General features: G+C 50.5%; 16 protein-coding genes and 2 tRNA genes. All 18 read left to right on the top strand.

The features are described from left to right. Positions 1 to 2 precede the first annotated feature (2 nt). The 18 genes from M1L66_RS03605 to M1L66_RS03690 all read left to right on the top strand — a co-directional run bounded on the left by M1L66_RS03605 (position 3) and on the right by M1L66_RS03690 (position 19223). Positions 3 to 1106 carry an ABC transporter ATP-binding protein gene (locus tag M1L66_RS03605; protein WP_117621121.1) on the top strand — a complete coding sequence of 368 codons (1104 nt, stop codon included), beginning with the start codon at positions 3 to 5 and terminating at the stop codon, positions 1104 to 1106. Between the two features lie 64 nt (positions 1107 to 1170). Continuing rightward, positions 1171 to 3840 carry a glycosyl hydrolase-related protein gene (locus M1L66_RS03610; RefSeq protein ID WP_434690945.1) on the top strand — a complete coding sequence of 890 codons (2670 nt, stop codon included), beginning with the start codon at positions 1171 to 1173 and terminating at the stop codon, positions 3838 to 3840. 3 nt (positions 3841 to 3843) lie between these two features. Next, positions 3844 to 5526, top strand: coding sequence for an alpha-amylase family glycosyl hydrolase (locus M1L66_RS03615; RefSeq protein WP_187022584.1), 1683 nt, complete (start codon positions 3844 to 3846; stop codon positions 5524 to 5526). 26 nt (positions 5527 to 5552) lie between these two features. Continuing rightward, complete coding sequence (locus tag M1L66_RS03620; protein ID WP_434690948.1) at positions 5553 to 7202, top strand: MGH1-like glycoside hydrolase domain-containing protein; 1650 nt, start codon at positions 5553 to 5555, stop codon at positions 7200 to 7202. A 37-nt stretch (positions 7203 to 7239) separates the two neighbouring features. Continuing rightward, positions 7240 to 7848 carry an SGNH/GDSL hydrolase family protein gene (locus M1L66_RS03625; RefSeq protein WP_434690950.1) on the top strand — a complete coding sequence of 203 codons (609 nt, stop codon included), beginning with the start codon at positions 7240 to 7242 and terminating at the stop codon, positions 7846 to 7848. A 65-nt stretch (positions 7849 to 7913) separates the two neighbouring features. Continuing rightward, a complete protein-coding gene (locus tag M1L66_RS03630; protein WP_187022581.1) occupies positions 7914 to 8966 on the top strand; it encodes a LacI family DNA-binding transcriptional regulator in 1053 nt (350 codons plus the stop codon). Between the two features lie 461 nt (positions 8967 to 9427). After that, on the top strand, positions 9428 to 11359 hold the full coding sequence (locus M1L66_RS03635) for a glycoside hydrolase family 127 protein (protein WP_434690954.1): 1932 nt from the start codon (positions 9428 to 9430) through the stop codon (positions 11357 to 11359). 55 nt (positions 11360 to 11414) lie between these two features. Further along, positions 11415 to 12794 carry an ABC transporter substrate-binding protein gene (locus M1L66_RS03640; protein ID WP_434690957.1) on the top strand — a complete coding sequence of 460 codons (1380 nt, stop codon included), beginning with the start codon at positions 11415 to 11417 and terminating at the stop codon, positions 12792 to 12794. Positions 12795 to 12831: 37 nt separating this feature from the next. Further along, positions 12832 to 13716, top strand: a complete 885-nt coding sequence (locus tag M1L66_RS03645) for a carbohydrate ABC transporter permease (RefSeq protein ID WP_002601819.1) — start codon at positions 12832 to 12834, stop codon at positions 13714 to 13716. A 1-nt stretch (position 13717) separates the two neighbouring features. Next, the gene (locus M1L66_RS03650; protein WP_434690960.1) at positions 13718 to 14575 is read left to right on the top strand and encodes a carbohydrate ABC transporter permease; all 858 of its coding nucleotides are present in this window, start codon (positions 13718 to 13720) and stop codon (positions 14573 to 14575) included. Positions 14576 to 14597: 22 nt separating this feature from the next. Beyond that, a complete protein-coding gene (locus tag M1L66_RS03655; RefSeq protein WP_187022579.1) occupies positions 14598 to 15557 on the top strand; it encodes a family 43 glycosylhydrolase in 960 nt (319 codons plus the stop codon). A gap of 450 nt (positions 15558 to 16007) precedes the next feature. Next, positions 16008 to 16091, top strand: a tRNA-Tyr gene (locus M1L66_RS03660). Between the two features lie 64 nt (positions 16092 to 16155). Then, positions 16156 to 16240: transfer RNA gene (locus M1L66_RS03665), tRNA-Ser, on the top strand. Between the two features lie 30 nt (positions 16241 to 16270). After that, positions 16271 to 16429, top strand: coding sequence for a hypothetical protein (locus M1L66_RS03670; RefSeq protein ID WP_187022578.1), 159 nt, complete (start codon positions 16271 to 16273; stop codon positions 16427 to 16429). A gap of 30 nt (positions 16430 to 16459) precedes the next feature. Beyond that, positions 16460 to 16738, top strand: a complete 279-nt coding sequence (locus M1L66_RS03675; RefSeq protein ID WP_055654608.1) for a hypothetical protein — start codon at positions 16460 to 16462, stop codon at positions 16736 to 16738. A gap of 92 nt (positions 16739 to 16830) precedes the next feature. Continuing rightward, a complete protein-coding gene (locus M1L66_RS03680; RefSeq protein WP_434690964.1) occupies positions 16831 to 17892 on the top strand; it encodes an AI-2E family transporter in 1062 nt (353 codons plus the stop codon). Positions 17893 to 17925: 33 nt separating this feature from the next. After that, a complete protein-coding gene (locus M1L66_RS03685; protein ID WP_434690966.1) occupies positions 17926 to 18600 on the top strand; it encodes an HD domain-containing protein in 675 nt (224 codons plus the stop codon). 194 nt (positions 18601 to 18794) lie between these two features. Continuing rightward, positions 18795 to 19223 (top strand): methyltransferase family protein, encoded by a 429-nt coding sequence (locus tag M1L66_RS03690; RefSeq protein WP_434690968.1) that lies wholly within the window; start codon positions 18795 to 18797, stop codon positions 19221 to 19223. Positions 19224 to 19279 lie beyond the last annotated feature (56 nt).

A 19279-nucleotide genomic window follows, 5' to 3' on the forward strand; every position in this document is an offset into this window, starting at 1 on the left:
TTATGAGTTATTTGGAAATCAAGAATTTGCAGAAAAAATATACGAAAGATGGTCCACTGGTTGTTAATAATATGAATTTATCCATTGAGAAGGGAGAGTTCATCGTATTTCTGGGACCGTCCGGCTGCGGCAAGACGACCACCATCCGCATGATCTCGGGTCTGGAGGATATCAGCGGCGGTGAGATATTAATCGACGGGGAAGACGTAATCGGAAAGAAGCCGAAGGACCGCGGCGTATCCATGATATTCCAGAGCTACGCCATCTGGCCCCACATGACGGTATTTGACAATATCGCCTATCCCTTAAAGCTCCAGAAGGTGCCGAAGGATGAGATCAAAAAACGCGTGACGGCGGCAGCGGAAGCCACCGACATCGTAGGACTCTTAAATCGTTATCCGGCGCAGATGTCGGGCGGTCAGAGACAGAGGGTTGCCGTATCCAGGGCGATTGTTGTGAAGCCGAAGATTTTCCTGATGGACGAACCACTGTCCAACCTGGATGCAAAGCTCCGTGTGTCGATGAGAACCGAGCTGAAGAATATCCATATCCAGCAGAATTCCACCAGCATTTTCGTTACCCATGACCAGTCTGAGGCCATGAGCCTTGCAGACAGAATCGTCGTCATGTACAAGGGCAGGATCGAGCAGATCGGCACGCCCATGGAGGTATATCAGGACAGTGCGACCAGATTTGTCGCAGAGTTCATCGGCACGCCGCCGACCAATTTCTTTGTCACAAAGATCGAAAAGACGGCAGACGGCCTGATGGCTGTAAACGATGATATTCACTATCTGGTGCCGGATTCCTTAAAGGATGCACTTCTGCCGTACGCCGGCAAAGAGGTGGACTTAGGCGTGAGGCCGGAATACATCGATCTGTCATTCTCCATGGATCGGACAAAAGGTTACTTATGCGACACCGTCATCGATTTCGTGGAACCCCAGGGTTCCCATGCCATTCTGATCACAAAGATTGGCGGAAATGAAGTGAAGATTCACACCACCACCTACATGGAGATGGCGCCGAAGACTAACGTGGCATTAAACGTGAAGGACGACAAGGTGATGTTCTTTGACCGCGATACGTCTTGCAGGATTAAGTAGTAATCGGAATAAAGCAACAATCAGATAAGTAAGAAACCGTGCAGCGGTGGAAAGAGGATGCAACATGGATAAGATTCTGATCGCGGCATCAACCCATTGGGACCGTGAGTGGTACCGTACCTTTCAGGAGTTCCAGATCCGGCTCTGCGGGCTGATGAACCGGCTGATCTCCCTTCTGGAACAGGATGAGGAGTTTCTGTGCTATACCTTTGACGGACAGTCGGTGGTTTTGGAGGATTACCTGGAGATATATCCGGAAAACAGGGGGAGAATCGAGAAGCTGGCGGCGGAGGGGCGTCTCGTATTCGGGCCGCTCTATAATCTGCCGGATGAGTTCTTATCCGGAGGAGAGGCGCTGATCCGTAATTTCCTGTTGGGAGATGAGGTCTGCCGGTCGGTTGGAGGCAAGCTGAACGCGGGATATGTGCCGGATAATTTCGGTCATATTTCCCAGCTTCCGCAGATATTTAACGGCGTGGGAATCGATACGGCGTTCTTCTTCCGGGGCGTGGACCGGACGGAATACAAAGAAAAGGAATTCTGGTGGGAGTCTCCGGATGGGTCCCGCGTCCTTTGTGAATATATGATTCTGGGATACTGGAGTCTGAAGAGCTGGGGGAAAATGGGAAAGACCGTGGCTGAGCACTTTTACGATGCCTACCGCACGTTAAAGGAATCCAGCCGTTTAAATACCTTTCTGCTGATCAATGGTTCCGATCATCTCTACCAGGACCCGGATTTTACGGCTATGGTGAGAGACGTGAAGGAAATGTTTCCGGAGCTGGATATCAGAAATGGTTCCATTGCCGATTACGCGGAAATGGCGAAGGAAGCGGCGGGCGATTTCTGCGGCCTTAAAACGGTCAGAGGGGAGCTGCGGGATTTCCGGTACGGGCCGGATCCGACCGCGGTCACTTCCTGCCGGGGCCGGATCAAACGCCTTCTGTTTGCGGTTCAGTCGCAGGTGGAACGGTATGCAGAGCCGCTGGCCGTCCTGGCCTCTGCCTGTGGAGACGGATTTGACTATCCGGAAGGGCTCTTCGGAAAAATCTGGAGAAACATCTCCATATCTCTGGGACACGACGGAATCTCCGGCTGTTCTACCGACGAGGTGATGGACGATATCAAGTCCTATTTAACCCATGCGCTCCAGTCTTCCTCACGGATCAGCGAGATGGCGATGGAGGAGTTGACGGGACGGGAAGAGTACGGACAGGATTTTGGCGATGAGTCGTATCTGGCAGTCTTCAATCCCCATCCATTTTCCTATACGGGGATGACGGAACAGACGGTGCACTTGGAGAAGGCCGGAGGCTGGAAGGATTTCGTGCTTTACGGGGACAACGGCGAGGAGATTCCCTATGAAATTCTGGAACTTTCCGATGAGGTGATCACAAGGGAATACTTTTATAACAGCAAGGAGAAGGTTCCGAGAACGTGTGTGAAGCTCCTCTTTCCGGTAAAAGATATTCCGGCGCTTTCCATCCGGTATTTCCGGATTCAGAAGAGCCGTCTTCTGGAGAAGCGGTGTCAGGAATTCTACGTGCGGCGCCAGCCATCCGGGGCTAAGATTGAAAACCAGCGTTTTTCTGTCACCGTCAATGAAGATGCCAGTATCAATGTGCAGGACAAAAAGAACGGACAAATATACCAGGGACTGAACAGCTTCGTGGACAGAGGCGAGGCGGGGGATGAGTATCAGCACGTGTCTCCGCTTCTGGACGAACATGTTCTGGCAAGGCTGACGGGCGTATCCGTAATTCACAACAGCCCCCTGTCACAGAAGCTTAAGATAACGGCCGAACTGAACATACCGGACCGGGCGGACCGCGGATTTTTAAAGCGCTCCGCCGAGTATCGGGTGTGCCGGATCGTAACGCTCGTCTGTCTGACTGAGGGAACGGACCGGGTGGAATTTACGGTACAGATCGACAATCCCTGTCCGGATCACATCCTGTTCGCCAGATTCCCGGTGACATTAAAAAATCCGGTGGAATACTCAAACACAGGTTTTGAGGAGACAGTGCGGACAGGGGAAAGAAAGGACTTTGCACCGGAGCTTAAATCGACCCAGTCCCTGTTAAACCCGATGCGGGGATACGCAGGACTCAGGGGAAAAAAGGAAAGCGCCCCGCAGGGGACGGCGGCGGAATGTGACGGAAGCTTCCACGTGATAGGAAAAGGGCTTTATGAGTACCACACGAAGAAAAACGGAGAGACAGTGGACTTCTACATCACCCTGCTTCGGAGTACGAGTTACTTGTTTCACGGCCTTCCAGCCTCATGGCTGGATGGACAGGAGAGCACCACCCCCGTAGTGGAGACGAAGGGAGCCATGGAGCTGGGGGAGACCACTGTGGAATACGCGGTTCTGTTTGATGAAGAGAATCCGGCAAGGGAGGCAGAGAAATACTTATATCCTCTTTATGGAATAGATGTACCACGCCTTCCGGCAGAGAGAGGGGGCTGCGGATCCTTCTTAAGCTTTGACAACGAAAACATCCTGCTCAGCGCCCTTAAGAAGCACCGGACAATGGACGGAACGGTGGTGCGCTTCTATAACAGAAGCAGCCACGAGGAGGAACTGGTGATCCGCACCGGCCGGGAGATCGGTGAATGCCGGGCGTGCAGCCTTTTGGAGGAACTGGAAGGGGAAGTAAAGCACACGGCAGACACCGTAACCTGTACGGTACCGGGAAATAAAATTATAACACTATACATCGCATGGAGATAGAATATGGACAGCATAAAAGAACACTTACAAAATTTATACCCGGACTGCTGGGAGGAACTGGAACAACGGATAGGAGCACTGACGGAATCGTGGAAACTTAAGATGGGGAGTACCTCCGGTGAGGCGCTATATCCATGGGTGAGTAAGGAAGATGTCATGCTGATTACGTACGGTGACGGAATCAGAAGAGAGGGGGAAGCGCCTCTCGCGACACTCCGCTCATTTCTGAGCGAGGAACTTTCTGATACGGTGACCGCGGTCCATTTACTTCCCATGTTCCCCTATACGTCGGACGACGGATTCTCAGTGACGGATTTTAAGGAGATCAATCCGGAGCTGGGAGACTGGGAAGATATCGGGAATCTGGGGAAACAGTACGATCTGATGTTTGACGCAGTGATCAATCACGTCTCTAAGTCGAGCCGGTACTTTAAAGAGTATGCGGCAGGAAATCCGCACTACCGGGGATTCTTCATCGAGGCGGATCCCGATGGGGACTACAGCACCGTGATCCGGCCCAGGACGCAGCCGCTGCTCACGAAGTTTGAAACTTCCATGGGGACGAAGTATCTGTGGACCACCTTCAGCGAGGACCAGCTGGATTTAAACTACAGGGATCCGGAAGTCTTAATGGAAATTCTCGATGTACTTCTGCTCTATGCGGCGAAGGGCGCGCGTTTTATCCGGTTTGACGCCATCGGCTTTGCCTGGAAGGAGCTGGGGACGACGTGCATGCATCTTCCGCAGACCCACGAGCTGATCAAGCTGATGAGGTGTGTCCTGGAGTCCTGCGCAAGGGGCTGCACAATTATAACAGAGACCAATGTGCCTCATAAGGAGAACATCAGCTACTTTGGCAGCGGCTATGATGAGGCCGGGCTGGTTTACCAGTTTCCGCTTCCTCCGCTGACCCTGTATTCCTACTTGAGCGGGAGCGCGGCGCATTTATCAGACTGGGCGGCGGGGCTGGAACCGACTACGGAAGCGACTTCCTACTTTAATTTCCTGGCATCTCACGACGGAATCGGCCTTCGCCCGGTGGAAGACATCTTAAGCGAGGGGGAACGGCGCCTCATGGTGGCAGAGGTCATGGAGCGCGGCGGAGAAGTCGGTTACCGATCCCTGGCCGACGGCAGTATGGTGCCGTATGAACTGAATATCAATTACCTGGACGCCATAGCCGGCAACGAGACGGATATGGGGAAAATGGTCCGCAAATTCCTTGGCTCCCAGTGTATTCTGCTTTCCGTCATGGGAATGCCTGCGATTTATTACCACAGCCTTCTGGGCTCCAGAAACTGTTATAAGGATTTCAAAGAATCAGGGATTAAGAGACGGATTAACAGGGAGAAGCTTGACGCAGACCAGCTGAAGGCGGAACTCTCGGATCCGGAGTCCTTAAGAAGCCGGGTGCTGGCTGGATACAGGCAGATGTTAAAGATCCGGAAGCAGGAGGACGCGTTCTCGCCCAACAGTCCGCAGCAGGTTCTGAAGCTGGATAGAAAAGTGTTCGCGCTCTTGAGGGGAACGAAAGAAAATCAGATTCTGGTACTTATCAATGTATCGGATGATGTGGTAGAATTAGAGACAGGAATGGCGGGAAGCGGTCTGCTTTCCGGTAAATTGATGAATCAGGAGGTCACGCTGGAGCCATATGAATATCTGTGGATGAAGATTAACAGCTGACCAATATAAAAGAGGAGAAGCAGGGTATGGACAGAGATTACAGCTTTTTGGATTCCCTCGACAGGGGAATGTATTTTGATAAGAAAGAGTACGACGGAGCGCCCCTTTTAAGCTACGAAGAGGTAAAGGACAGGCTTCCTGTTCCTATCGTATCAAGCCATCCGGAATGGGTGGACTGCTACAATTATGCGATTCAGGTTTTATATACCAACGTACACCGTCCGACAGAGGGCAGCGGGTTTGTCAGCAATTTTGTGGACGCTGCATTTAACGATGATATATTCCTCTGGGACACGGTATTTATGACGCTGTTCTGCAATCTTCTTCATCCTTACGTTCCGGGAATCTGTTCCCTGGATAACTTTTACTGCAAACAGTTTGATGATGGGGAGATACCCAGAGAGATGGTGCGGGATACGGGAAAAGATTTTCTCCTGTGGGTCAACGCCTTTGACAGCCCGCTGTACTCCTATTTCCAGAATCACTACGGCTTCCGTACCTTGAGAGAACTGGGAAAGCTGCCGTATGAGGACATGTACAAGCCGAATATGGGTCGCATCATCGAGAAGAAGCCGTATCTGACCCTGGACAATCTAAACCATCCCCTTCTCGCCTTCGCGGAATGGGAGAGCTACTGCCATACGAGAGACGCGGCGCGTCTTCACATGGTATTTGAGCCGCTCTACCACTATCATGAGGCGATGAAGTACCATCTGCGCCATCAGAACGGCTTGTACGTTACGGACTGGGCGAGTATGGATAACTCACCGAGAAATAAGCATCTGGGGCTCGCGGTAGATACCAGCAGTGAGATGGCCATGTTTGCAGGCAATCTGATTGACATCATGGATGTCCTGGTAAAACGGGGATACGAGGTGCCGGATTACGATAAGCGGCGTGAAGGCCTCGTGAAGGACCGCATGGTTCTGATCGAGAAAATCAATCACTATATGTGGAACGAACAGGACGGATTTTACTACGATATGACATTTGGCGAGCGCCAGACCAGAATCAAGACGATCGCGGGCTTCTTCCCGCTGGTGTCTGGCGTGGCAGATGAGAAGCAGGGAAAACGTCTCATCGAATGGCTGGAGGACAAGGAGACCTTTAACCGCGTACACCGGATTCCGGTTGTGGCTGCGGACGAAGAGGGATACGATCCAAGAGGCGGATACTGGAGAGGCTCCGTGTGGGCTCCGACCAATGCCCTCGTCACCTGCGGACTGGAGAAGCACGGATTCCATAAGCTGGCCAAGGACATCGCCATCAACCATCTGGACGTGATCGCAAAAGTCTATGAGCAGACAGGAACTATCTGGGAGAACTATCCGCCGGATGAGATATCCAGCGGGGATGCAGACAACAAGGATTTCGTGGGCTGGTCCGGCCTCGCTCCGATTCTCTATCTGGTCCAGTACGCCGCAGGCCTGTCCCTCGACAGGAATGAGACGGAAACGACGGTCCGTTGGGAGATATCCGAGCATCTGGTGCGGGGAGGCGTTCTGGGCTGCAAGCAGTACTGGTTTGCTGGAAAGACGGCTGATTTTGAGGCCGCAGACGCAGGCGGGTCCCTTGAGGTGAGTATTCATACGGAGGACTGCTTCAAGCTGAATCTGATCTATCAGGGCGCACAGCATTCGATTATGGTGCAGGGGGACATGAAACTGACATTTTAAATCCTGACTTGTATGACTTATGAGGTAAGATATTTTTATGAAGACAATGGCGATTTACGGCGACAGTATTTCTACGGGAACACACGGGGAGGGCGGCTATGAAGTCATGCTGAAAAGCAGCCTCTCCCTGGAAAAGGTTTATAATTTTGCCGTCGGCTCCAGCGGACTGACGCGGAAGACACCCGTCGGCATGCTGGAGGTACTCGATAAGAATCCGGTTCCGGAAGACGCAGATCTGTTTCTTATCTGGCATGGCAGCAATGACTGGTACTGGGGAAGCGGGCTGGAAGAGTTTTCCCATGGGATAAAGGAAGCTGTAAACAGGCTGCGCGCCGCGGCTCCCACTGCGGAACTGGTTTGGGTGACTCCGATCTACCGGTTTGAGTGCCCGGATGGCATGACGCAGGCGGGAGAGGCTTACGAACTGCCCAACAAAAACGGACACACCATGCTTGATTACTGCGAGGAGCTGGAGCGCTCCAGTAAGCGGCTGGGTTTCCCGCTCATCGACATGCGGCGGCTGTGCGGAATTCATCGCGATAATGCCGGTATATACCTGGAAGACCGGGTTCATCCCAACCGGGCGGGCTACCAGAGGATTGGCGCGGTCCTGAACCGGGAGATTCAGAGATTTTGTATATATTAAACGTTTCAGCTTGACATTTCCCCCAAAATCTGTATTAATAGTTTTAGAGACTTGGGGGTGATTGAATGGCAACCATAAAGGAAATTGCAAAGGCATGCAATGTTTCCGTGGCAACGGTATCAAATATATTGAATGATAAGCCCGGGGCCAGCGCGGCGACCAGGAAAAACGTGTTGGCTATGATTGAGAAGATGAATTACACGCCAAACGTGGTGGCCAAAAATCTGAAGCTGCAGAAAACGAGAAGCATCGGCGTGATCGCCGAGGATATGACCATATTCAGCATTCCGGATATCATAGATGGAATTACGGAACAGTGCGAACAGGTGGATTATCAGATTCTTCTGATCAATTTAAGGCTTTATAAAAAGTATAATGACACCTACTACAGCAAGGATGACTACTACGAGGTGGTACGCCGCGAGATCAAAAAGCTGATGCAGAAGCAGGTGGAAGGAATCATCTATGTAGCGGCCCATGAGCGGCCGATCTTATGCATACCGGACAACCTTCCCATACCGGCGGTGATGGCCTACGGCTACTCCAGGACGCCGAAGGTGCCCTCTGTCGTGGTGGACGACTGCCACGGCGCATACGAGATCACGAAATACTTAATCGAGAACGGCCATACGAGAATCGGCGTGATCATGGGAAAATCGGACAGTATCCACGCGCAGTCCCGGCTGGTGGGATACCAGGAGGCGCTGTTTGACAGCGGAATCCTCTATTCCCCGGGGTTCGTGACCGAGGGAGACTGGAACAGGGAATCAGGCTATGAGGGCATTACGAAGCTTCTTGCAAAGGACATCACGGCGGTATTCTGCATGAACGACCTGATGGCGGGCGGCGTCTACGACAGGCTGGCGGAGTTAGGCATGGCGGTGGGCGAGGATCTGTCCGTGGTGGGCTACGATAACCGGGAGCTGTCCAGTTATTATAATCCGCCGCTGACGACCATTGACCTGCCGCTTCACGATATCGGCTACCGGGCCAGCGAAATCATGATTGAGATGCTGGAAGGCAGGGAGATCAGCGAAGAGGACTCCGTCTGCGCAGTGGAGTGTACCAGGCGGATTCGGAAGTCGGTGAAGGATATATCCGGAAAGAATATGTCTTAGAAGAATGTACCAGAATAGAATCCATCAGATAAGAATACTCCAGGAAAGAATTCATCAGATAAGAATACTCCAGGAAAGAATTCATCAGAAAAGAATTCATCAGAAAAGATTCCGGAGTGACAACGAGAGGAAGTACGATCTGCTAACCGAGAGATATCGGACATGCAGACTGTACTTCCTTTTTTGCTGCCATAGGAAAATCCTATACTTGTAGTCAAAATGCCCTATATGAAACGATTAATAAAATGGAAAAATTGCGCAAAAGTACTTTACAAGGCAATTTTATTGTGATATTATCTAACATATAAAACAAAAAGATGAAATGAAAGTATAAAAAAAGCATATCTAATGCATAAATGATAAGAAAAAGCCAATAAAAACATGCCATACGTTAAAAATGGTATTTTTTTTTAACATTTATGTTAATCGTTTAATATAACGAGAAAGGAGGAAACGCTAAGATGTTTCAGGAAATACCGCTGAGAAATACGAAAATTACCGATGAATTCTGGAAACCTTCCATTGATCTCGTGAGAGAAAGCATTATCCCGTATCAGTGGGAAATATTAAACGATTTAGTAAAGGACGCGGAGCCGAGCCACTGCCTGCACAATTTTAAAGTGGCTGCAAGGGAAGAAGAAGGAGACTTCATGGGAGCTGTGTTCCAGGATACGGACGTGGCGAAATGGCTGGAAGCCGTGGCGTATACGCTGGAGGCTTTTCCCGATGAGGAGCTGGAGCGGCTGGCCGATGAGACGATCGCACTGATCGGGAGAGCCCAGCAGGAAGACGGTTATCTGGATACATACTTTATTATAAAGGAACCGGAGGGACGGTTTAAAAATCTCCAGGAGGGGCACGAACTCTACACCGCGGGCCATATGATAGAAGCCGCTGTTGCCTACTATCAGGCCACCGGGAAGGATAAATTTTTAAAGATTGTCTGTAAAACGGCTGATCTGCTCTGCGATACCTTCGGGCCGGAGGCGGATCAGATTCACGGATATCCCGGCCACCAGGAGATCGAACTGGCACTGGTGCGTCTTTACCGCGTGACCGGCAGACGGCAGTATCTGGAGCTTGCGAAGTATTTTATCGATATCCGGGGCGTGGGATCGAATTATTTTCTGGAGGAGCAGAAGAGGAGAGGCGGCAGGGGAATCTTTCCTGAGTTCTCCGGATATGACCCGGCCTATTCTCAGTCCCATATGCCGGTGCGGGATCAGAAGACGGCGGAGGGGCACGCAGTCAGAGCCGTCTATATGTACTGTGCCATGGCTGATCTGGCGTTGGAATACGGGGACGAAGCCCTGATGGATGCCTGTAAGACTCTCTGGGACAATATGACCAGAAAGAGAATGTACCTGACAGGAGGAATCGGTTCCTCCGGCATTCTGGAGCGGTTCACAACCGATTACGACCTGCCGAACGACCGGAATTACTCCGAGACGTGCGCGTCCATCGGCCTGGCTCTCTTCGGAAGCCGCATGGCGAGAATCACAAAGGACGCTTCCTATATGGAGATCGTAGAGCTGGAGCTTTACAACAATATCCTGGCGGGAATCGCCATGGACGGAAAGAGCTTCTTCTACGTTAATCCCCTGGAGGTGTGGCCGGACAACTGCATGAACCGGACTTCCATGGAACATGTCAAGCCGGTGCGCCAGAAATGGTTCGGCGTTGCCTGCTGTCCGCCTAACATTGCGAGAACGTTAGCAAGCCTGGGCCACTATATCGCATTTCGAGAAGGAAAACGAGTTTATGTAAACTTATATGTAAGCGCCGTAATCGATGGAATCCCTGGTTCTCTTAAAATCGAGAGTCAGATGCCCTGGAAAGGCCGGTGTGAGATTACACGAGTTGGAGCTGGCGGGAAGGAGATGGAGCTGGCGCTCCGGATTCCCGCATATGCAGAAGGGTTTGCAATAACGGGTCGTGACGGCAGACCGGTCCGGTGGCATGAGGAGACGGGGTACGCCGTGCTGGATGAGGACAGCGGCCATGACCCGGTCACTCTTACCTGGAATATGCCGGCCGCCTATGTGTGGGCCAATCCCATGGTACGGGCGGACGCGGGAAAAGTGGCCGTTAAGAAAGGGCCTGTCGTGTACTGTCTGGAAGAAACGGACAACGGCGCGAATCTGGCCGGAGTTTTTGCAGATACTTCCCAGCCGCCGGCTGAGACCTGGGAACCGGATCTTTTAGGCGGCGTGGTGAGCGTTTCCATTCACGGCAAACGGCTGGCCGCAGGAGCGCCGCAGGAGAAGACGCTGTACGCCGCAGAACGGCCGCAGTTAGAAGATGTTTTGCTGAAGGCAGTTCCATACGCCAGGTGGTGCAACCGCACGCCGGGTGAGATGACCGTATGGATGAAGGAACTATACCATGTGTGATGCAGGCGAATAAGCCTGATCAGAATAAATGATTCAGAATAAGGAGGAAACTTTTATGAGAAAACGAGTATTAGCAGTTTTACTGACGGCAGCGATGGCAGTTTCAGCCCTCGCAGGATGCGGCTCCAAGAGCGCAGATACGAAAACAGATGATACCAAGGCCGCCGAGACGACGACAGCTGCTTCCGCAGGCAAGAATGAGATGGCCGTGGAAGGCGACGACGTTACCACCTTAAATGTATGGACCTTCATCGAGCTGCACCAGCAGTTCTATGTAGACATGGCGGAGAAGTGGAACGCAGAGAATCCGGATAAGAAGGTGAAGCTGGTCTTAAGCAACATGGCTTACGATGATATGCACAACAAGCTGTCTCTGGCTCTGGAGTCAGGCGAAGGCGCGCCGGATATCGTGGATATCGAGCTGGGCAAATTCCCGGCGTTCATGACAGGGAAAATCGGCCTGATGGATCTGACATCTGCAATCGAGCCGTACAGAGACACCGTTGTAGAATCCAGGCTCGACATTTACTCCAAGGATGGAAAGATCTACGGCTTCCCGACCCACGTAGGAACCACGGTAGCTTTCTATAACGAAGATATCTTAAATGCGGCAGGCGTTGACTACAAGAGCATTAAGACATGGGATGACTTCAAGGAAGCGGGCGTCAAGTACTATGAAGCAACCGGCAAGTATTTCGCATGTATCGAAACCAGCGCACAGTGGATGATCAATCTGATGCTGGCTCAGAAGGGCGGAAATTACTTAGACGCTGACGGCAATGTCAACATCACCAGCGACGAGATGGTAGAAGTACTGACCTACATAAAGGGAATGCAGGATACAGGCGCATTTGCAACCGTTCCGGGCGGACAGCCTGACAACGAGGAAGCGTATCCGTTCTATAATTCCGGCGACTACGCAGCACAGATTATGCCTTTCTGGCAGACATCCAGATACACCAACTACATGACCGACTTAAAGGGCAAAGTAGCAATCGCAGCCGTTCCTGCATTTGAAGGCAGCAAGGTTCAGACCATCGGCGGCGGCGGTACCGGTACGGCTGTTGTAGCCAGCGGCGAGCACGCAGACCTGGCGGCAGAAGTGATGGCATACATCAAGCTGTCTGCTGAAGCAAGTAAGGAAATCTGGAACGTATTGGGCTTTGACCCGGTCAACACAGAAGTATGGACCGACACGGCGCTGACACAGAATCCGGATAACCAGTTTGTACAGTATTTTACCACCTATCCATTTGACGTATTAAATGAAGTAAAAGACAGTATTGGTCTCTTGACCTGCTTTACAGATGAGAAGATGCCGTCCATCAACAACGAATTCTGCAACGTAACGCTCAACAGCATTTACGAGGATGGAATGGATATTAAGGAAGCACTTACCCAGTCCCAGGAAACGTTGGACAATGAATTCAGATAAGTAATGATGGAAAGCATCGAGGAAAGGAGTTAGCGGAATGAAAAAACTGTTTTATTCACAGAAAATAGCCCCATACGTATTTATCTGCCCGTTTGTTATCACGGTCCTTCTGTTCTGGATCGCCCCCATATGCAACGGCGTGCTGTTAAGCTTTCAGGATGTGCTGAAGGATGAGTGGGTGGGGTTTAACAACTACTCCCGGCTGCTGACGGATAAAATCTTTTATAAAGCCGTGTGGAACAGCTTTAAGTATATGGTCGGGACACTGGTTCTGCTGATTCCTTTCCCGATGCTGTTTGCTACATTATTAAACAATAAGCTGTTAAAGGGGACCGAGTTCTTTAAATCCGTTTATTTCCTGCCGGCTCTGACGTCGGTAGTGGTAGCAGGTACGATTTTCCGGCTTATGTTCGGAGAATCGGCCTCCTCCCTCTTCAATCAGGTCATTGGATTTTTCGGCCTCGACCCGATCAAATGGTTAAAGGGCGCTAATACCACATATTTTGCCCTCCTTCTGCTGGCCTGCTGGCGCTGGACCGGCGTCAATATCCTCTATTTCCTGGCCGGCCTCCAGAACATTCCGACAGAATTATACGAGGCGGCGTCCATCGACGGAGCGACGAAATGGCAGCAGTTTAAAAGTATTTCCATCCCCCTGTTAAAGCCGACTACAGTCTACGTACTGACCATCAGCATCTACGCGGGCCTGTCCATGTTCCTGGAGAGTACCATGCTGTTCAAGGGCAACAACTCCCCGAACAACATTGGCCTTACCATTGTCGGATACTTATACCGGCAGGGCGTGGAGAAGCGGGCCATGGGATACGCCTGTGCCGTCGGTATGGTGCTTCTTATCATCGTCATGGTTGTCAATGTCATTCAGCTGAAGCTGACAGGTACCTTTAAAGAGGAGGATAAATAGTATGCAGACGAAATTATCCGGTAAATCAAAAAAGGCGAGTCTGGAGCTGTGGGGCAGTACCATCCTGTTCATCGTTCTGGCAATCGTGATTATTCTTCCGATCTGGCTGATGTTAATCGCCAGCTTCAAGCCCGGAGGCGACTTATTACAGTACGGCTTAAACCTGGATATCAACTTCTCCAGAATGAGCCTCGACAATTTCGTCCTTCTTTTCACGGGACAGCACGAGTACTGGACCTGGTTCTTCAACAGTATCTTTTTAACGGCTCTGACCGTGCTTTTGACACTGGCCGTAAGCGCCTTTGTCGGATACGGCTTTGCGGCGTACGAGTTTAAGGGGAAAAGGGTATTTTTCGTCATCGTCCTTCTCATCCTTTCGATCCCGCTGGAGGTTGTCATGCTGCCGCTGTATAAGCAGATGTCCATGATGAAGCTGATGGACAGCTATACGGCCATTGTCCTTCCGTTCATGGCGCATGCATCCACAATCTTCTTTTTCCGTCAGTACTTACTGAGCCTTCCAAAGTCTCTCTTAGAGGCGGGAAGAATCGACGGCGCCACGGAATACGGAATCTTTTTAAGGCTGATCGTACCGATCATGAAGCCGGCGTTCTCCGCTATGGCGATCTTAAACGGCATGAACGCATGGAACAACTACTTATGGCCGCTGCTGGTAATCCGTTCTTCGGATAAATACACACTGACCCTTGGTTTAAATACGCTGATCAACCCTTATGGGGACAATTACAGCCTGCTGATCGTGGGTTCCCTGTTCTCCATCATCCCGATCTTCATCCTGTTTATTGCTTTCCAGAAGTATTTCATTGAAGGTATGACGGCCGGAGCGGTGAAAGGTTAAGCGTCGGAGGGGGATAACACGTATGAATCAGTTTAACTATAAAAAGACTCCGGAAAATGTGCCGTTTATCAGTAACCGGGCAGACCCGTATGTGACGCGCCACGACGACGGTACGTATTACTTTACGGCCAGCGTTCCGGAGTACGACAGAATAATATTGAGAAAGTCGGATTCCCTTATGGGGCTTCGGGAGGCTCCCGAGAAAACGGTATGGAAAAAGCATAAAAGCGGTGAGATGAGCGCCCACATCTGGGCGCCGGAGCTTCACCGGATCGGAGACGCCTGGTACCTCTACTTTGCCGCGGGCGCTGCCGAGGATGTCTGGGCCATCCGGCCGTATGTGCTGGAGTGCAGGGCGGAGGATCCCATGGAAGGTCCCTGGCAGGAGTTGGGGATGATGGAGGCCGCAGATGATTTTTCCTTTCAGGATTTTTCCCTGGATATGACCGTCTTTGCCTCGCACGGCGCCTGGTACTGTGTCTGGGCGGAAAAGGTGAGCGTGGGAAAGAAGATTTCCAATCTCTATATTGCCAGGATGAAGTCCCCGCATAGTCTGGCGACGAAACAGGTTCTCCTGTCGTCTCCGGATTACGACTGGGAGCGGGTTGATTTCTGGGTCAATGAAGGGCCGGCTGTTATCCGGAGGAATGGACGCATCTGCATGACGTATTCGGCCAGCGCCACAGGCGCGGAATACTGCATGGGCTTACTGAGCGCCGAAGAAGACAGTGATCTTCTGGACCCCGCCAGCTGGACCAAGGAACGGCTGCCGGTCCTTGTGACCGATGAAACGGCCGGACTGTACGGTCCCGGCCATAATTCCTTCACTGTCGATGAGAATGGCCGGGATATCATGGTATTTCACGCCCGGCAGTACGATGAGATCACGGGAGATCCGCTGTATGACCCGAACCGGCACGCGTATCTGGCTTGTGTGGAATGGGAGGACGGGGAGATGGTTTTCAAGCCGATGAGGCTTTAGACAGCAGACAGACCGCATCCTCTGTGATACACTGATGAAGTAAAACGAACATAAACGAAATCAAAAACGCTTCTGCCGCTTCCGGCGAAAAACGTTTTTATGAGGATAACAGCGATGAACAGACCAGCTCATGCATTCACTTATGAATATTGCAGCGATACCTTCAGTGCAGAGACTTACTGCAGTGAAGCTTTTGGCGTACAATATAAGAGGGAATCCATGCAGTCGGGATATGGTTTATCGTGAAATCCGTTTAGACATTTTGAATGTAAAATGTAATGATATCGGAGGAATCGCTGCCCGGCGGTTCCTTTTTTGTGTGCAGCAGGATATCTGCCATACTATGAAAAATAATTTTAAAAATCTTTAAAGTAATGCAAATTTGCATAGTTCGGTATGGTAAAGTATGACCATAGACAACAGAAAGAAAGTCTGAAACGTAACATTTGAGGATGCGTAAGTCCAGCGGCGAGGGCAGGAGACTGTAAATCTCTCACATCGGAAACAACGCAGGTTCGAGTCCTGCCGCATCCATTTTTCGTCAAACGAAGCGGGACGGGAGCCGCCGCGCTTCGGAAAAACGGGAAATTCAAGAATTGGAAAAGTGATCGAGAGGATTAAGATGATACTTTGCTAAAGTATTGTGCCGTCAGGCACCGGGGGTTCGAATCCCTCCTTTTCCGTTTGGAGTATTTTATAATAGGAAGAAAGGAATGGAAAACGAAATGGAAACCGTCGTACTGCGTGAGCGATATTACAGCAGCGCGCCTGTCAGTTATGATAACTATAACTACAGGCTTTTTTGCGTTGCAGAAGACGATCGCTTAAAGAACGTGCGGCGGATATCCAGTCCCGCGGCAGGGAACGCATGATCTTTAAGCCTCAACAGGAGGATGAGTATCATGCATCAGGTTTTATTTCCGCTGGTAATTGTAAATATATTAAAACAACATGGATCAAAGGAGCAGCCGCTGACGATCACGCAGATCGCGGATATGATCAATCGGCAGTACGCACCGTTTTCAGACCGGGAACAGGTCATCAACCGTTCTACCGTGGCCAGGACACTGGAATCGCTGGTGCTGTACACGGAGGTCGGCGATCTGCTGGATTTCTGTGTCGTAGAGGGCGGTTCAGCGAATAAAAAAAAATACTACATCGAAAATCACAAAATTGGATAAATTTTGGCAGGAGCAAGTCCGAATAATTTACTGCCCTGCGGCTCATACTAGATTTTGTACAAAAGAAGTACAAAACAGAAACAGGTGAGTCCATGGAGAAACCGAGTAGGAAACTGAAGAAAACTTTTTTAATACTGGGAGTTACGGGGGCAGTTTATGCTAGCTTTAAGTATCTGCTGCCCCTGGTGATTCCCTTTTTGATTGCATATATATTTGCCCTGGCACTTCGCCCTTCCGCCGTATGGCTGGAAAAGAAATGCCGGTTTACATTAAAAAGGAAAGAAGTCCATCTGCCCCTGGCGGTTATCGGCGGCGTCCAGATCATCATCCTGATGGCGCTGTTCGGCACGCTTCTGTATTATGGCGGGAGAAAGCTGTGTATGGAGGCGAATTTGTTCTTCGATAACCTTCCGCAGATGATTAGCAGCCTCGACCGCTGGCTGACCGGCTGCTGCTTTTTTACCGAGAATCTCTTCCGCCTCCCCAGGGGCTTTCTGGTGAAAATGCTGCGCGAGATGCTGGTCGGCGGCGGGAAGGCCATGAAGGATGCCGCCATGCCGTTTTTAATGGTAAACTCCATGACTGTCGTGCGCTGTTTCGTGGAGGTTACGGTCATGACCATTATTCTGTTTATCGCCACCATCCTCTCCCTTCAGGAGATGGAGGATATCCGGATGCGCCGTGACAATTCCATTTTCCGCCACGAATTTGCCCTGTTGGGCAGCAGGCTGACCATGGTAGGCAGCGCATGGCTGAAGACACAGGGAAGCATTATGTTCCTGACCATGTGCATCTGCACCGCAGGCCTTTTCCTTATGGGCAATCAGTACAGCCTGCTTCTGGGAATCGGAATCGGCCTTCTCGACGCGCTTCCCATCTTCGGCACGGGAACGGTACTGATTCCCTGGGCTCTGTTTCGCCTGGTAAATGGAGACTGGCTCTACGGAATCGGCCTCTTTGTCATCTATATTATCTGCTACTTCCTCCGTCAGGTGATGGAGGCCAAAATCATGGCAGACAAGGTTGGCCTGACACCGCTTGAAACGCTGATCTCCATGTATGTGGGACTCCAGCTGTTCGGTCTTCTGGGCTTTATCCTGGGGCCGATCGGTCTTCTGATTATTGAAGATCTTGTGGAACTGTACGGCGGCTAGTGCCTCCCGGACTATTTACTCCAGGAGGTACTGGTGGTATACTGGTTCCAGAAAGAATCACAACAGGTATACCACGTCACTTATATCGTGGCAGAAATGGAGGCAGTGATGGAGCCAAGGAAGCTGATTGAATTTTTAGAAATATTGGAAAAATTAAAATGCAACACCCGCCATAACTGGACCACATCAGGCAGAAGGGAGAGTGTGGCGGAGCACAGTTGGCGTCTGGCGGTCATGGCGTTCCTTCTGAGGGACGAGTTCCCGGAACTGGATATGGACCGGGTGTTGGGTATGTGCCTGATTCACGACTGGGGCGAGGCCATTACCGGTGACATTCCGGCGTTTATAAAAGACAGCACAGATGAAAAGACGGAGAGCGCCGCACTCCGAACCATGACGGCCGTTCTCCCTGAAAGGTTGGCGGGTAAACTTAACCTCCTGTTTGATGAGATGGAAGCGCTTCGGACAAAGGAGGCGAAGCTCACCAAGGCACTGGACAAAATCGAGACCCTGATTCAGCACAATGAGGCAGGTGCGGACACATGGCTTCCACTGGAATATGAACTGAATCTTACATATGGCAATGAAATATCCAACATGTCGGAGTACACCAGACAATTACGGGAACTGGTCCGACAGGATTCAGAGCGGATCATAAGCGAGAAGCCACTGGAAAATACCGATGGAGGATATTGTAAAAATTCCTGATGAGGTTTAGGTACGATGGAAAATATTCGCAAATTTCAGTCAATCAGACTGGAAAATCGAAATATAAAAGGATGATGTTTATGGATGACCCTGCGAAATTTGCAACATTAACCGAATACCAGATACTTATGTGGTTTGTAGGCTTGTTAGTTTTATCGGAATATATGATTATGTTTGCCTAGTGCTTCAGTATCATGGTTGCTGCTTATTTCAGAAGTCAGAGTATTCCTGTATGGATGCGGAAATGGCTGCTTCTGCATTTTGTCTATTGTATAGGCCTTGTACTTATTGTGGCAGGTGTAGCGCTGCGGTATATTGCTGTACTGACATTAAAAAAAGCGTTTATCCTTTCTGTGCAGACGACAAAGAATCAGCATTTGCTCACAACAGGACTGTATCACACAGTAAGAAATCCGGCATATACAGGGAGTATCACCAGCCTGCTTGGGGGTGCTTTGGCCTACCGCCATATTCTGGGAGTTATTTTCGTTTTGTTATTATGCTTTGTATGCTATGGAATAAGAATAGATGTCGAAGAGAAAGCTCTTAAAGTGCGATTTAAAGAGAAATTTGAACAGGATTGCACTGTAACAAAGCTTAAACTGATTCCTTTTATTTATTAAAAAAGTTTCGTTTATCAGGAAGTTAAAAGAAACGAAATATCTAAATATATGGAGGT

The sequence above is a fragment of the Hungatella sp. SB206 genome (genome assembly GCF_051132295.1).
In the GTDB taxonomy this organism is placed as follows: domain Bacteria; phylum Bacillota; class Clostridia; order Lachnospirales; family Lachnospiraceae; genus Hungatella; species Hungatella effluvii.

Excerpts from the sequence above, each read along its gene's own strand:
- M1L66_RS03640 (WP_434690957.1), top strand. The coding sequence starts at position 11,415 with ATGAGAAAACGAGTATTAGCAGTTTTACTGACGGCAGCGATGGCAGTT.
- M1L66_RS03675 (WP_055654608.1), top strand. The coding sequence starts at position 16,460 with ATGCATCAGGTTTTATTTCCGCTGGTAATTGTAAATATATTAAAACAA.
- M1L66_RS03605 (WP_117621121.1), top strand. The coding sequence starts at position 3 with ATGAGTTATTTGGAAATCAAGAATTTGCAGAAAAAATATACGAAAGAT.
- M1L66_RS03610 (WP_434690945.1), top strand. The coding sequence starts at position 1,171 with ATGGATAAGATTCTGATCGCGGCATCAACCCATTGGGACCGTGAGTGG.
- M1L66_RS03655 (WP_187022579.1), top strand. The coding sequence starts at position 14,598 with ATGAATCAGTTTAACTATAAAAAGACTCCGGAAAATGTGCCGTTTATC.
- M1L66_RS03670 (WP_187022578.1), top strand. The coding sequence starts at position 16,271 with ATGGAAAACGAAATGGAAACCGTCGTACTGCGTGAGCGATATTACAGC.
- M1L66_RS03620 (WP_434690948.1), top strand. The coding sequence starts at position 5,553 with ATGGACAGAGATTACAGCTTTTTGGATTCCCTCGACAGGGGAATGTAT.
- M1L66_RS03680 (WP_434690964.1), top strand. The coding sequence starts at position 16,831 with ATGGAGAAACCGAGTAGGAAACTGAAGAAAACTTTTTTAATACTGGGA.
- M1L66_RS03645 (WP_002601819.1), top strand. The coding sequence starts at position 12,832 with ATGAAAAAACTGTTTTATTCACAGAAAATAGCCCCATACGTATTTATC.
- M1L66_RS03625 (WP_434690950.1), top strand. The coding sequence starts at position 7,240 with ATGAAGACAATGGCGATTTACGGCGACAGTATTTCTACGGGAACACAC.
- M1L66_RS03615 (WP_187022584.1), top strand. The coding sequence starts at position 3,844 with ATGGACAGCATAAAAGAACACTTACAAAATTTATACCCGGACTGCTGG.
- M1L66_RS03690 (WP_434690968.1), top strand. The coding sequence starts at position 18,795 with ATGGTTGCTGCTTATTTCAGAAGTCAGAGTATTCCTGTATGGATGCGG.
- M1L66_RS03650 (WP_434690960.1), top strand. The coding sequence starts at position 13,718 with ATGCAGACGAAATTATCCGGTAAATCAAAAAAGGCGAGTCTGGAGCTG.
- M1L66_RS03630 (WP_187022581.1), top strand. The coding sequence starts at position 7,914 with ATGGCAACCATAAAGGAAATTGCAAAGGCATGCAATGTTTCCGTGGCA.
- M1L66_RS03635 (WP_434690954.1), top strand. The coding sequence starts at position 9,428 with ATGTTTCAGGAAATACCGCTGAGAAATACGAAAATTACCGATGAATTC.